The organism is Bacillus sp. JZ105 (genome assembly GCF_053903125.1).
Genome location: NZ_CP096387.1, coordinates 852204 through 866618 on the forward strand (window position 1 = coordinate 852204; position 14415 = coordinate 866618).

13 protein-coding genes, 1 pseudogene and 2 CRISPR repeat arrays are annotated in these 14415 nt (G+C 41.2%); of the genes and pseudogenes, 12 read left to right on the top strand and 2 right to left on the bottom strand.

The annotated features are described in order from the left end of the window. Nucleotides 1-4 precede the first annotated feature (4 nt). From cmr1 to cmr6, 6 genes are read left to right on the top strand one after another with little or no spacing between them, the layout of a single operon-like run. Complete coding sequence (gene cmr1, locus M1D81_RS04205; protein WP_456265538.1) at nucleotides 5-1342, top strand: type III-B CRISPR module RAMP protein Cmr1; 1338 nt, start codon at nucleotides 5-7, stop codon at nucleotides 1340-1342. Then, the gene (gene cas10 / locus M1D81_RS04210; RefSeq protein WP_456265537.1) at nucleotides 1312-3138 is read left to right on the top strand and encodes a type III-B CRISPR-associated protein Cas10/Cmr2; all 1827 of its coding nucleotides are present in this window, start codon (nucleotides 1312-1314) and stop codon (nucleotides 3136-3138) included. Before cmr1 ends, cas10 begins: the two co-directional genes overlap by 31 nt. Beyond that, nucleotides 3131-4363, top strand: a complete 1233-nt coding sequence (cmr3, locus tag M1D81_RS04215) for a type III-B CRISPR module-associated protein Cmr3 (RefSeq protein ID WP_456265536.1) — start codon at nucleotides 3131-3133, stop codon at nucleotides 4361-4363. The genes cas10 and cmr3 overlap by 8 nt, the downstream gene beginning before the upstream one ends. A 13-nt stretch (nucleotides 4364-4376) precedes the next feature. Beyond that, nucleotides 4377-5246: a type III-B CRISPR module RAMP protein Cmr4 gene (gene cmr4, locus M1D81_RS04220; RefSeq protein ID WP_456265535.1), complete on the top strand. Its 870-nt coding sequence runs from the start codon at nucleotides 4377-4379 to the stop codon at nucleotides 5244-5246. Beyond that, complete coding sequence (cmr5, locus tag M1D81_RS04225; RefSeq protein WP_456265534.1) at nucleotides 5243-5611, top strand: type III-B CRISPR module-associated protein Cmr5; 369 nt, start codon at nucleotides 5243-5245, stop codon at nucleotides 5609-5611. The genes cmr4 and cmr5 overlap by 4 nt, the downstream gene beginning before the upstream one ends. Then, nucleotides 5608-6384: a type III-B CRISPR module RAMP protein Cmr6 gene (cmr6, locus tag M1D81_RS04230; RefSeq protein WP_456265533.1), complete on the top strand. Its 777-nt coding sequence runs from the start codon at nucleotides 5608-5610 to the stop codon at nucleotides 6382-6384. Before cmr5 ends, cmr6 begins: the two co-directional genes overlap by 4 nt. Before the next feature lie 174 nt (nucleotides 6385-6558). Then, a CRISPR array of direct repeats spans nucleotides 6559-6991; the repeat unit is 33 nt; unit sequence GTCGCACTCTATATGAGTGCGTGGATTGAAATT. Nucleotides 6992-7281: 290 nt separating this feature from the next. Beyond that, nucleotides 7282-7775: direct repeats of the CRISPR family, unit length 33 nt. A gap of 135 nt (nucleotides 7776-7910) precedes the next feature. Here the strand turns inward: cmr6 and M1D81_RS04235 are convergent. After that, nucleotides 7911-8891, bottom strand: coding sequence for a metal-dependent hydrolase (locus tag M1D81_RS04235; RefSeq protein ID WP_034623275.1), 981 nt, complete (start codon nucleotides 8889-8891; stop codon nucleotides 7911-7913). Between the two features lie 191 nt (nucleotides 8892-9082). On the opposite strand from M1D81_RS04235, the gene mutY reads away from it, so the two are divergent. After that, nucleotides 9083-10183 (top strand): A/G-specific adenine glycosylase, encoded by a 1101-nt coding sequence (gene mutY / locus M1D81_RS04240; protein WP_456265532.1) that lies wholly within the window; start codon nucleotides 9083-9085, stop codon nucleotides 10181-10183. Here the strand turns inward: mutY and M1D81_RS04245 are convergent. Then, complete coding sequence (locus M1D81_RS04245; protein ID WP_003217808.1) at nucleotides 10170-10394, bottom strand: hypothetical protein; 225 nt, start codon at nucleotides 10392-10394, stop codon at nucleotides 10170-10172. The two genes, mutY and M1D81_RS04245, sit on opposite strands and share 14 nt — an antisense overlap. An 81-nt stretch (nucleotides 10395-10475) precedes the next feature. Here M1D81_RS04245 and fabL point away from each other — a divergent pair, with 81 nt between their 5' ends. From fabL to M1D81_RS04270, 5 genes and pseudogenes are all read left to right on the top strand, one after another. Further along, nucleotides 10476-11228, top strand: coding sequence for an enoyl-[acyl-carrier-protein] reductase FabL (fabL, locus tag M1D81_RS04250; protein WP_024425211.1), 753 nt, complete (start codon nucleotides 10476-10478; stop codon nucleotides 11226-11228). Between the two features lie 75 nt (nucleotides 11229-11303). Beyond that, a pseudogene (locus M1D81_RS04255) lies at nucleotides 11304-11453 on the top strand (gamma-type small acid-soluble spore protein); the annotation flags it as partial. Between the two features lie 173 nt (nucleotides 11454-11626). Continuing rightward, complete coding sequence (locus tag M1D81_RS04260; RefSeq protein WP_456265531.1) at nucleotides 11627-11887, top strand: YgaB family protein; 261 nt, start codon at nucleotides 11627-11629, stop codon at nucleotides 11885-11887. A gap of 147 nt (nucleotides 11888-12034) precedes the next feature. Then, on the top strand, nucleotides 12035-12565 hold the full coding sequence (ntdP, locus tag M1D81_RS04265) for a nucleoside tri-diphosphate phosphatase (RefSeq protein ID WP_024425209.1): 531 nt from the start codon (nucleotides 12035-12037) through the stop codon (nucleotides 12563-12565). A gap of 95 nt (nucleotides 12566-12660) precedes the next feature. After that, complete coding sequence (locus M1D81_RS04270; protein WP_456265530.1) at nucleotides 12661-14403, top strand: ABC transporter ATP-binding protein; 1743 nt, start codon at nucleotides 12661-12663, stop codon at nucleotides 14401-14403. Nucleotides 14404-14415: the final 12 nt, after the last annotated feature.

Consider the following 14415-nt stretch of genomic DNA (forward strand, 5'->3'; position numbering starts at 1 on the left):
CGACATGACAAGGGAATCTAGTAAACCCAAAACCAATTGGCATGATGTGAAACATGCGATTGACAAGAAAATTCATGAAGACCAAAAACTTTTTAAAGAGCCGCTCACTATTCATTTAGTTACGCCAATGTTTGGGGGAGGGCCCCAATCAAACTCAATTGATCAAGACAGACCGATTCGAGAAAGTGCGATTCGTGGACATCTTCGTTTCTGGTGGCGTGCAACTCGAGGAGCTGCTTGCAAGAATGCAAATGAATTATCTAAACGAGAAGCAGAGATATTTGGTCATACAGAAAAAAGCAGCTTAATTAAAGTAATCGTTGAAGAAATATTTAAAGAAAAAAAACAAATCAAATTCCCTCCAACATATATTTTTCAAAAAACACCAAATAAAATGTTTATGGGATATTTCAAAATGAATGTTTATTTGACCGAGAGTGCTTCAATGACTTCACTAGACAAAAAGAAGTTAGGCAATGAAATCGAAGCTGCACTATGGGCGTGGATCAATTTTGGGGGACTTGGTGCAAGAACGAGACGTGGTTGTGGGAGTTTATACTGTGAAACATTTTCTCCTAAAGAGCAAGAAGTCAGTAAGGAGCGATTTGATCAATGGTTTAAAGAGAAAGTATGTCAATATGCTATCTCTATTCCCGAAGTATCTCGTGAATGGCCAACACTCAGTTGGGAGTTTAGATTACAGAATAAAGCTTCTCAAACGCATTTATCCTGGACGAAAACAATGGATACATACATTGAATTTCGTAAAAAACATAATATCCAAAATGGGGAGGCTGGGAGAAGTTATTGGCCTGAGGCAGATTCCATACGTCATCTAGCGAATATGTCACATCCTGATCATCAATTACCGTATCCTTCAAATAAACCAAAGAGATATATCGCTTTTCCTAGGGCGCAATTTGGTATGCCGATTGTATTTAACTTTAAAAAGGAATCGAAAAAAGATAAGAAGCGAAGCAAAGAAGAAAAAGCAAAAAGAAAGTGGTTTCAAAAGGAGCCTAATACAAAGACGTTAGTCCCGCGAAATAAAAATCGTTTGGCTTCACCACTCATCTTAAAACCGTTAGCGATTAATCAAAATGAATCGGTGGGCATGGTGATGGTGTTGCAGCAACCAAAGATCGAAGCGTTATCGCTTTTAGGGAAAGGAAAGCCTTTGCCTGATGTGACAGATGAACAAAGTATCTACCCAACCGCCACCTACTCAAACAATCCATTACGAGACGAGAGTGGCCGGACGCACTCATCGGCGATTCAAGCCTTTTTACATAGCAAGGAGGTGCAAACATTTTGTCAGAAGAATCAAAAAAACAAACATTAATGCTATTTTCTATAGGGCCTGTTCAAGAATTTATTGCGCAAGTAAGGCGGACGCGTGATTTATGGTTTGGCTCTTTTCTACTTTCTGAATTAAGTAAAGCAGGTGCGAAGAAATTTCAACAACTGGGTGGAACGCTTATTTTCCCTGTGTTCAACGAATCCTCTGCAGAACCAAACAACGCAGAACCAAACAATGCACCAAATAAAATATTGGGGGAAATCTCACACGAACAGCCTTCATCCGTTGCAAGACAAGTGAAAAAAGCAATATATGACAAATGGAAGGAATACGCAGATTTTGTAAGAGAGATTGTGGATCCTTATATTCAAATAGGCACATGGAATCGACAAGTAGATGATTTATTGGAATTTTATGCTGTGTGGACTGAGGTGCAAAATCAAGACAGAGCGGCAAATGCGTCCGCAAGTCCATATCATTTGGCTCTTCAAGAAGTCGAAGGTTTAATGGCGGCACGGAAGACGTTAAGAGATTTTAAACAAAATGAACCAGGGGCGTTATTCGGTGAACCAAAATCATCACTTGACGGTGGACGAGAGTCTGTTTTCCAAAAGCAAAAAAAACCACAGCAAGTGGCGCAACTAGCAAAATGGGGAATTGGTGAACATGAATCATTAGATGCGATTTCAGTGATCAAACGATTGTCCTTACATAAGCATCCGAGTATGACATTTCCATCTGTATGTGATAAAGCTTTTGCTCCCTATCAAAATATGTTGGACCAAAATGAACAGATGAAGAAAGCAGCCACACAATATGTGAAAGATGTAGAAACATATCTTAAGAATATGAATCTGACAGTAGCCCCTATTGATTTGAGTGAGGCATCGCTTTTTTATGAAAGAAGAATAGAAGATTATCTTGAACAACGTGGACTTGTCGGGACCACACGAACAGAAGCGAAAAATGACATCACACAGCTGCTTGAAAAATATTTCAAAGGTGAATACAGCAAGCATCACGGCCAGCCGATTAAACCACCAGCACCTTCACCTTACTATGCCTTTCTCATGGCGGATGGAGATAAGATGGGCAGCCAACTACGAAATATACAGCATGTAGAAAGTCATATTGCATTTTCTAACACGCTCTCAACTTTTGCTTCAAAGGCAAGTGAGATTATTTCCGAATGTGAAGGTACATTGATTTATGGTGGTGGAGATGATGTCATGGCTTATGTACCGGTTCACAAATGCTTAGAAGCAGCTGGGAAATTGCAAAGTAAATTTGTTTCAACGATGAAGGCTCATCAACATAGTGAAATACCTCCTTCGATTTCAATTGGAATCGCCATCGTTCATATGCTTGAGCCTCTTGAAGAAGTAAGAAGCATGGCACGTCAGGCAGAACAATATGCAAAACAAGAGCGAAATTCATTAGCGATTCATTTCCAAAAGCGAGGCGGAGGAGACACAATGAATATCTCAGTCTCATTTCAAATAGATCCAGTGGCCTCTATCCAAGAGATGACGACGTGGTTAAAACAGTCTTATTTCACATCTGGCTTTGCATATGGCTTACGAGAGCTGTATCAAACATACGAACAGTCTTCTTTTAGAAAACAGCCGGAAATTTTAGATGAACTCATTCCACTAGAGATAAGCCGTCTTGCATTCAAAAAGAAAACGGAAGCAAAAACAGAGCAAGAAACGAAAGAGTGGATCGATCAATTGATTGCGAAGTATATACCGAAGAAGAATACATTAGAAGAATTACATACAATCGCTGAATGTATGATCATTGCTCTTCAACTAGAGGAGGTAAGTGGACATGCCTGAAAGATGGTTTCACATTCAACCGCTTGATCCGCTGCTTATTCGTGATGCACGCCCATTTCAAAGTGTACCAGGTATACGGGCGCGTTCACTAAACGATGTTCCGCCAAGTGTGGTCGCAGGAACACTTCGTACAGCTCTAGCAAAGAAACGACAATCAATCAAACACACGACGCCACTTTCTTATTATTCAAAATCTCTTGTGCGAGGTCCTTTATATCGCTGGCATGATCATTTATATGTGCCAATGCCTAATGACCTTGAGTTATTCGATGATGAGTATGGGATGAATCAATTGAGACCAAAGCCAATGATGTCGGAAGGACAGGGCTTTTTTGGTACAGGAAAAACAGGCCGTTTTAGTGAGGCATTATGGCCGCCAATTGGAGCTGGTGCTCGTAAAAAAATGAAATCGCCGCCTGCTTTTGTATCACTAAAGTGGATGGTGAACTGGCTGACAGACGCAGTAGATGAGAGTCAGGTGAAGGAAGCCTTGACTGAATACCAACACATGCAGAAGGAAAATCATTTTTTCAAAAAGGAAACACCACCGGCATTTATTCCAGCATTACAGCGTCAGGAACGGACACAAATTGAGGTGGAAATTGGCAGTAAAAAGGCAAAAGATCAGCATCTATTTTCAACAGAATCGCTCTTATTCCCAGATGACTTTAAACTGGAGGCAGGAATAGAGTTATCTACTGAAGAGTCAGAAGAATTAAAGCCTTTCTCAGGTATTCACCCAATCGGTGGTGAAAGGCGGCTGGCTCATATAGAAGACCGGCCACATGTATACCAACAAGATTGGACATGTCCAGATATGATTAAAGAATCGCTTAAGAACAAGCCGTATGTTCGCATGATATTGGCGACACCTGCTTATTTCAGTAAAGGATGGCAGCCCGGCTGGCTGGATGAACAGCTCATGTCAAAACCACTATTTGATACAAATGTACGACTGAAATTGGTTTGGGCATCTGTTCCACATTGGCAGCCTATCTCTGGATGGAGTTTAGCAAATAAAGACAAAGGGCGTGAAAAAGCAATCCGCCGCTTAGTCCCCGCGGGTAGCGTTTACTTCTTTACAGTAGAAGAAGGAGATCCGGCAGAACTGGCCGAAAAAATGTGGCTTCAATCAGTATCTGATCGTAACCGGCGCAAAGAAGCGTTTGATCGTGAAGATGGCTGCGGGTTAGCACTTTGGGGAACATGGAAACCGAATGAATAAGAGGAGTGAGATGATGGAAGCAAGCCGTTGGTTTTGGATACATTGTTTATCCCCCCTTCATATTGGAGCGGGTGAAGGAGTTGGCGTGATTGATATGCCCATTCAACGAGAAAAAGTAACAGAATGGCCGATTATACCTGGAAGCAGTATCAAAGGCGTGCAGCGTGAACATTATCGCGCGAAAGGACAAGACACATTCGTACAAAAAGTATTTGGTACACAAGGAGATCAAGATGGAAGCGCAGGAGCAGTCGTCATGACAGATGGCCGGTTATTTTCATTCCCGGTGGCGAGTAGATACGGTACATTTGGATATGTGGCAAGTCCACTCATATTGAAAAGATTAGCCCGCGATGCAAAAGCATTAGGCGTAACGCTGGATATCCCTGATCTCATAGAAGAATCAAGCACGCTAGTCACCATGAATTCTAAAATAGTAGAGAATGACGAATTATATCTAGGTGAATTTCAAGGGGCTGCAAAAAAATCTCCACAACTAACCGATTTTGCTGAACAGATGGCCAAACTTTTATTCGACGATAAACAATCACAAACTCTTTGGATAGAACGATTTGTGATTGTAAGTGATGACGTTTTTCAATACATTGTCACCATGAATTCTGAAGTGACACCTCGTATTAGAATTGATCATGAAACCCAAACAGTTAGTAAAGGTGCTCTCTGGTATGAAGAGTATGTACCAGCAGAAGCCATATTTTATGGGCTCATGTGGTGTGATCGTGTCGATGGAAGCAATGATTTATCCGTTAGACATCAACTTTTAAATCAACTAGAAAAACAGATGTATCTTCAATTAGGTGGAAACACAAACGTAGGTAAAGGAAGAGTATCCTGGCGCATGACAGGAGGGGAAGGATCATGAAACTCATTCAACATCAATATGCTGAGAAAGCGTATCAACATGTGATGAATGCCAAAACGAATGAGGAGAATTTCTCAAATCAATATGGACAACTCTGTCACAGATTCGCCTCAATGATCTTAACAAATGGATTAAGGCTCACCATTACATTTTTTGAGGCAAAATCAAAAAAAGGAAATGCTTATCAACAATTCGTTCAGGATGTAAAAGAAACACTAGATATACAAGGGGATTGGTCAGCTTCCAATCGAGATTACTTAATCAAATCAAGACAAGCTTTAAGTGCATCTGTTTGGTTAAAAAGATATGCGGAATCTATTTTAAAGGTGGAACAAGGGGCGGAAAATGTGGAGGACATCCAATGAATCTGTCATTAACCTTAAACAAAAGCAAATGGGAGATTGGTGGTTCTACATTGTCGGACATCATAAAGGACAGTTCGAAGAAGCAGTCATTTTATGAAAATGTGATTAGTTTACATCAAGAACAGTGGGGGGAAAATCGCTTTTTGTATGAAAGATTTGTGGAGCAATATTATACCGATACGAACCCCACATGCCTAGTCAAGTCCATATCGCCGTTAGTCATTGGACATGGAGGAGAGGGTGTACTTGAAACGGGATTGTTATTACACCCGATATACGGCATTCCTTATTTACCAGGAACAGCTTTAAAAGGCGTAGCCTCTCATTATGCCCATTCTGTATTAGGTGAAAACTTTGAAGAACTAAAACAAGGTGGTAGTGATTACAACACATTGTTTGGAACAAACGAACGTGCTGGCATGATCGAATTTCATGATGCGCTCATGATGCCTGAGACAGTAAAGGAAGCATTCAAAGTAGATGTGATGACACCACATCATTCAGACTACAACAGCGTCAAGCTAGATAAGGTGAATCAAGGGGGAAGTGTTCCAGCCCCTCGAGACGATGACTCACCAACACCGATTCATTTCTTAACGGTGGTCAACGGCCGCTTTCAACTTCTATTGAAAACAAAAAAGAATCTACCAGAAGATGCGGAATGGCTCGAACTCGCCAAAACCATCTTACTAGGAGCTTTAGAACACGAAGGAATCGGCGCTAAAACAAATGCAGGCTATGGAAGACTTAAAATGGACGACGTCATTTCATAAGACTAAGTGCGAATGTGAGGTGAACATAAAATCCCTGGAACATTCGCACCGTTTCATTCGACAAAAATGAGAAAAAATGTATATTTTTGAGTGTGAAAACAAAATTCTATATAGAAACTTGAGGATTTTAACGATCATTTCCTAAAAAATGTTATAATTAAGGCGGAAATCGCAGTCGCACTCTATATGAGTGCGTGGATTGAAATTTTGTTGATCCAAATTGATTTAAATCAATTAAAGGTCGCACTCTATATGAGTGCGTGGATTGAAATTCGAGCATGATGACGCGTGGTTTTACCGCTATCGCGTCGCACTCTATATGAGTGCGTGGATTGAAATTTTAGCCGGTTCCTGCTTCTCTACAGCCTGTGCTGCGTCGCACTCTATATGAGTGCGTGGATTGAAATATATCACGCTCAAATGCGTATCTAGTCGCATCAATGTCGCACTCTATATGAGTGCGTGGATTGAAATCATCGTTTGGTGTGAGCCTATATAACTGCCCGTGTCGCACTCTATATGAGTGCGTGGATTGAAATCACCAACTAAAACGCCCGCCAACCCTAGACTAATGTCGCACTCTACATGAGTGGGTGGATTAATAATTGCGAAAACATAACTCTGCCTCCTGCCTCAGTAGTCATGAATCTAAGTGAATTCAATTGTTGCTGAAATATAAAGAAGTATGATTAACAAGTTTCAATAGATTTCATACTAAGAAAAAGTCGGTGCGAATGTGAGGTGAACATAAAATCCCTGGAACATTCGCACCGTTTCATTCGACAAAAATGAGAAAAAATGTATATTTTTAGGGACGAAAACTTAATTCCTATATAGAAAATTAAGGGTTTTGACGATCATTCCCTAAAAAATGTTATAATTAGGGCGGAAATCGCAGTCGCACTCTACATGAGTGCGTGGATTGAAATGCCTTTTTAGCTAAGTATTCAAACGGCGCTTCGGTCGCACTCTACATGAGTGCGTGGATTGAAATTTTGGTTGTTTGGTATGATTTGTTCTAGTGTTTTGTCGCACTCTACATGAGTGCGTGGATTGAAATACTTTCGTTAATTACAAGGTGTTTACCATCTTTGTCGCACTCTACATGAGTGCGTGGATTGAAATTTATCCATTTTTTATTCAAATCAAAACCTCCCCCGTCGCACTCAACATGAGTGCGTGGATTGAAATAAATATCATTATTTGAAAGACACAGATGGGAAAAGTCGCACTCTACATGAGTGCGTGGATTGAAATTCAAGGTAATATCTCGCATGATAATGCCGGATGCGGTCGCACTCTACATGAGTGCGTGGATTGAAATTCGTTTGGATGGACGAAAAGGACAGGTTCAAATAGTCGCACTCAACATGAGTGCATGGATTGAAATGGTGAATGGTGGGAAAAGACAGGAAAGCCTGGTATCGCACTCAACATAAATGCATAGTTCACAGTTTCTGCGAATTACATAAATTCAAATATCTATCCACCTAAATCCAAGCTCTACACAACAAAAAAAGACTCGCTCACACAGAGCCGAGTCTTAATTTTTTTTGCAGTTTTTCTTCACTGAAAATCCAGCCGGTATAGGAATTTTTGATTTGGTGGTCCATGTCGATATGGCAGATTGCGACAAAAGGGTAGTGACCTTTGCTGCGGTAGCGCAAATCAATGAACCGCACTTCATAATGATCCTTGTATTTATCTACTTCCCACCGATAGACAGGGGAGAAGGAGAGAAATGCTGAAATGTTTTCATCTTGTTTGGCAATTTTCATAATCTCTGTGTCAGGGACCGGCACCCGGTTAAACGTGTCTAAAATGACGACTTCTCCATTCATGCTGCGCCCAACATGGAAAGAGGATTTACATTTCACGGCAATGCGCCATTGTCTGAACTTCATTGTAGGCGAAATGATAATCTCTTCAATTTCATCAAATCGTGCACGCAGCTGACGTTTAATCTGAAGCTGCATGATGACCCTGACGATATAGTAACAGAAAATCACGGCATACAGCGTAATAAACGTATAGCCGGGATGTCCGCCAATCGCCCAAACGACTATGGCGACAAGGTGTGTAAAAAAGATAAACGGATCAAACGTATTAATGATCCCAAGCGCTACCCATTTCTTCGAAAATGGACGAATGGCCTGCGTGCCGTATGCATTGAAAATATCGACAAACACATGAAGGACAACGGCTAATAGTGTCCATAACCAAAGGTGAAGTAAATTCGCCCCGGGCACAAATGGGAAAATCACAGCCGGAATCAGCAATGACCAAAACAGTACAGCCGGAATGGAATGTGTAAATCCTCGGTGATTTCTTATATAAACCGCATTATTTTTTAGTTTTAGCACAGTATCAATGTCTGGTGCTTGGGAGCCGGCGATGGTCGCGATCATCACGGCGTGTGCCATGTGTGGATCTGCGCTGACGGCTGGATCTAAAAGTGCAAGTCCCCCAAGAGAAATGCCCATTACTACATGAGTACCAGTGTCCAATTGATTACCTCCTAGTTGTCATGCTTAGGAACAATCATACAAAGTATACGTCTCCAATCAAGACTATGTGCAAAATCACTTTTGCTTTATCCCGATTTAATGTAACATGTTAACGTATCTACAAACAGTATACAACAAATAAGGTTCTATTCAGAACGTTAGCCCTCGGTCCAATGAGAAGGAGTATAGATATGAAAGACATTCAAGAAAAGCTAGACCGCAAAGATATTGCGGGATTTCAGCATGATTTAATTGATTGGTATGAAAAAGAACAACGAACATTGCCATGGCGTGAAAATCAAGATCCATACCGCGTCTGGGTATCAGAAGTGATGCTTCAGCAAACGAGAGTAGATACGGTCATTCCGTATTTCAACCGGTTTATGGAGCAGTTTCCGACGGTGAAGGATCTCGCTTTAGCTGATGAAGAAAAGGTCATGAAAGCATGGGAAGGTCTTGGCTACTACTCAAGAGTGCGTAATTTACAGGCAGCTGTGAAAGAAGTATATGAATCCTACGGGGGTGTTGTCCCTAATACGAAAGAGCAATTTTCAAAGCTCAAAGGTGTAGGCCCATATACGAGCGGCGCAGTACTGAGTATCGCCTATAACAAGCCGTATCCTGCGGTAGACGGCAACGTGATGAGGGTCATTTCTCGTATTTTATCCGTATGGGATGATATTGCAAAACCAAAAACGAGAAATATCTTCGAGTTTGCGGTCGAGCAGCTCATTTCCCGGGAAAAGCCGTCAGAATTTAATCAAGGGCTGATGGAGCTTGGTGCGCTCATTTGCACTCCAACATCCCCTGCATGTCTCATTTGCCCTGTGAACATGCATTGTTCGGCACTCGAGGAAGGCGTTCAGCATGAGCTCCCAGTGAAAAGCAAAAAGAAAAAGCCGACTGCAAAATCAATGGCAGCAGCGGTGTTATTTGATGACGCAGGCAACCTATATATTCATAAGCGGCCAAGTACAGGCCTCCTTGCGAATTTATGGGAATTCCCTAACATGGAAACCATGAAGGGAAGAAAAACGGAAAAAGAGCAGCTGATTGATTTCTTAAAAGAGGAGGCGGGTGTACAAGCGGAGCTTGGTGATTTAGAAGGCACCATTCAGCATGTATTTACCCACCTCATCTGGAATATTTCTGTTTTCTTTGGACGAGTTACCTCTGTATCTGATGACACGATGCTGAAAAAAGTCACAACAGAAGAATTTGAGGCGTATGCTTTGCCAGTCTCACACCAAAAAATTTGGAAGCTGGCACTTGAGCAGCCTAGTCGTATTTAACCGTTGTACCGTGGGTATAATCAGCTTCATTTCGGTGCAGACCCCCGCGGTCTTCAATTTCAGAAATGATTTCTCGATACTTCGATTGCCCTTCTTCATTCAAATAAGGTAAAATTTGTTGGAAAGCATGATGAAAGTAAGCAAGCTCAGTATCTTTCCATTGATCCTTGGACATCATGCCAAGCTGGCTTAAATCGCGTCCGACATACATGAATGTAACCTCCTAATAGGAACTTTCCTATTAGTGTGAAGCGAATGAACGAAAACTATTCAAATCAGGAGATGAACCATAATGAGTCAACGTAAATGTGCATTAATTACAGGAAGCAGCAGAGGAGTAGGGAAAGAAGTAGCCCTTCGTCTCGCTGAAAAAGGATATGACATTGTCATTAACTATGCGAGAAGCAAAAAAGCCGCACTTGAAACAGCGGAAGAAATTGAAGCGATGGGTGTTAAAACATTGGTTGTCAAAGCCAATGTTGGCCAGCCTGAGAAAATCAAAGACATGTTTCAGCAAATTGACGAAACCTTTGGCCGTTTAGATGTATTCGTAAACAATGCGGCATCAGGTGTTCAGCGTCCAATTATGGACCTTGAAGAAAATCATTGGGACTGGACAATGAATATCAATGCGAAAGCTTTGTTATTCTGCGGACAAGAAGCGGCGAAACTAATGGAGAAAAACGGCGGTGGACATATCGTCAGCATTAGCTCACTAGGCTCCATCCGCTACCTTGAAAATTACACAGTAGTCGGCGTATCAAAAGCAGCACTAGAAGCTTTGACACGTTACCTTTCTGTAGAGCTTTCACAAAAAAATATCGTCGTCAACGCTGTATCAGGCGGCGCGATCGATACAGATGCACTTAAGCACTTCCCGAACCGTGAAGAGCTTTTAGAAGATGCGAAGAAAAACACACCTGCCGGCCGAATGGTGGAAATTAAAGACATGGTCGACAGCGTGGAATTCCTTGTATCAGGCAAAGCAGACATGATTAGAGGCCAGACGATTATTGTAGATGGCGGACGTTCTTTGCTTGTTTAAAAAAATCATGAATAGGATGTACACCTTCTGCACAAATTAATGTGCGTGGAGGTGATAATGATGGATCAACAACAAAACAAAACAAACGCACAACAAGTGAAGAAACAAAACCAAGCTTCTGCACAAGGCGGTCAATTTGGTACTGAATTTGCTAGTGAGACTGACGCACAGCAAGTAAAAAAATACAACCAAAAAGCTGAGCAAAACAAACAACAAAACAGCTAATCACTGAAACAAAGGAAAGCACTTCATATACGAATGAAGTGCTTTTCTTTTGCCTCTCACCAACATCCGACAAAACGTGTAAAACCTCTACATAAACAGTCAAAGGATTTCTTCCTTCTTTCAAGAAATGGTATACAGACAAAAAGTGGATTCGATGAAAAGGGAGGAGTTAGATGTCTGATTTCGATCAGCTTGTAAAAGAACAAATGCAGCTCATGGATCAGCTGCTCGATGTGCAGGGAGAACTCGATCTATGCTTAGAAACAGAAAAACAATTGCTGCAGGATGAAAAAAAAGAAGAGTGGCATAGGCTTTGTGATCAGATCAAACAGAAACGTGAGGAACTGCAAAAAGTGCAAACCTTATTTACAAAACAGACAGAAGAGGTCATCAATTCATATAAACAGATGGAAAAGGGTTCTAGCGTGATGTAAGTCAGTGTGCCGTTCAATTGGGTTGAATGGCTTTTTCATTTCATTTTTTAATGATGTAACGGTATAATATAATAGAGACATGTTTAGTTGGGAAATTAGGTCTTTGGACTGTTAGGTTTGTTTGTTATAGAAAGTAGGGGAGAAAATATGGGCTATCCCAAGGAAGGAGAAACCATCCAAATTCAAAGCTATAAACATAATGGCTTGATCCACAGGATTTGGAATGAAACCACCATTCTGAAAGCAACGGAATTGTGTATCATTGGTGCAAACGACCGTACAATGGTGACTGAATCCGACGGCCGTACTTGGATGACGAGAGAACCGGCTATTTGCTATTTCCATGCAAAACAATGGTTTAATGTAATTGGGATGCTTAGAGATGATGGGGTATATTATTACTGCAACATCAGCTCTCCTTTTGCGACAGATGATGAGGCAATTAAGTATATTGATTACGATTTAGACGTCAAAGTCTTTCCAGACATGACGTACAATATTTTGGATGAGGACGAATATGCAGATCATAAGAGGCAGATGAATTATCCAAAAGAAATCGATAGTATCTTAAGAGAGCATCTGAATACATTACTGCATTGGATTCACCAGCGGAAAGGTCCGTTTGCTCCTGAATTTGTGGATATGTGGTATGAACGTTTTTTACATTATACAAAATAAGCAAGAGCATCAAAAAACCTGTTTGGCTTTTTAGGCTAACAGGTTTTTGACTGCGTACGGATAAGAGGCACTGATCGATTGGGAAGGAGATTTACATGGGGGTCATTAAACGCTACATGGCTTTTGTAACACCGTATAAAAAACAGATTGCATTGACAATGGTCATCGGGATGATTAAGTTCTCGATTCCCTTAACCTTGCCTCTGCTTTTAAAGTATGTCGTTGATGATGTTATTCAAGGCTCGGGGTCGCCTGAAGAAAAGACATCATCTCTACTGATCATAATGGGAATCATGCTCGTATTATTTTTAGTGTTGAGGCCGCCTGTTGAATACTATAGACAATACTACGCTCAGTGGACAGGCAGTAAGGTATTATTTGATATTCGAGAAAAACTGTTCTCGCATATTCAAAAGCTAAGTCTTCGTTATTATGCCAACACGAGAACAGGAGAAATTATTTCAAGAGTGATCAACGATGTGGAGCAGACAAAGGAATTTGTCATCACAGGTCTCATGAACATTTGGCTGGATATGATGACCGTACTGATCGTGATCGCTATTATGTGTACACTGGATTTGAAGCTCACCATCGTGTCTGTCATTATTTTTCCGCTATACGCGTTTGCAGTAAAGTATTTTTACGGACGGCTTCGCAAACTGACGAAAGAGCGGTCACAGGCGCTGGCTGAAGTGCAAGGGCATTTGCACGAGCGTGTTCAAGGAATGCCGGTCATTCGCAGCTTTGCGATTGAAGAATATGAACAAGAGAATTTTCATGATGAAAACAAAAATTTCTTAAACAAAGCAATCAACCATACGAATTGGAATGCCAAAACATTTGCTGTCGTCAATACCATCACCGACATTGCACCGCTGTTAATCATTGCATTTGCGGGTTATACAGTAATTAACGGATCGCTGTCGATCGGGACCATGATCGCCTTTGTCGGCTATATTGACCGGATGTATAATCCGATTCGCCGTCTCATAAACTCATCTACGACGTTAACCCAGTCCGTTGCATCAATGGATCGGATCTTTGAGTTTATTGATGAGCCATATGAGGTCACAGACCGGCCGAATGCAAAAGAAGCCAATCATTTAAAAGGAGAGGTAGAGTTTAAACATGTGTCGTTTCGTTATGAACACACGCAGGAAGAGATTCTGCACAATATCTCCTTGAAAGTAGAAAAAGGACAAACGGTTGCTCTTGTAGGAATGAGCGGCGGAGGGAAGTCGACACTCGTCAGCTTAATTCCAAGGTTTTATGATGTCACAAACGGGTCACTTGAAATTGACGGCATTGATATCAAAGAGTACAAAGCAAGAAGTCTTCGAAATCAAGTCGGAATGGTGCTGCAGGATACATTCCTATTCAGTGACACGATTAAAGAAAATATTGCGGTTGGTGACCCAGAAGCATCTTTTGAAAAAATCGTGTCGGCTGCAAAAGCGGCAAACGCGCATGATTTTATTATGTCTCTTCCTGAAGGATATGACACGAAAGTAGGAGAACGGGGCGTAAAGCTGTCAGGCGGGCAAAAACAGCGGATTTCCATTGCAAGGGTATTTCTTAAAAATCCACCGCTGTTGATTTTAGACGAAGCGACGTCTGCACTTGATTTAGAAAGTGAGCATTACATTCAAGAAGCAATGCAAAAGCTGGCGAAGGATCGCACAACTTTTATTGTTGCACACCGATTATCAACCATTACACATGCTGACCAAATTGTGGTCATGGAACAAGGCGAAATTGTGGAAAAAGGAACTCATGAAGAATTAATGAACCGAGACAGCCACTATCGTCATTTATTTACCATTCAAACATTAAATTAGTAGAAGCCTATC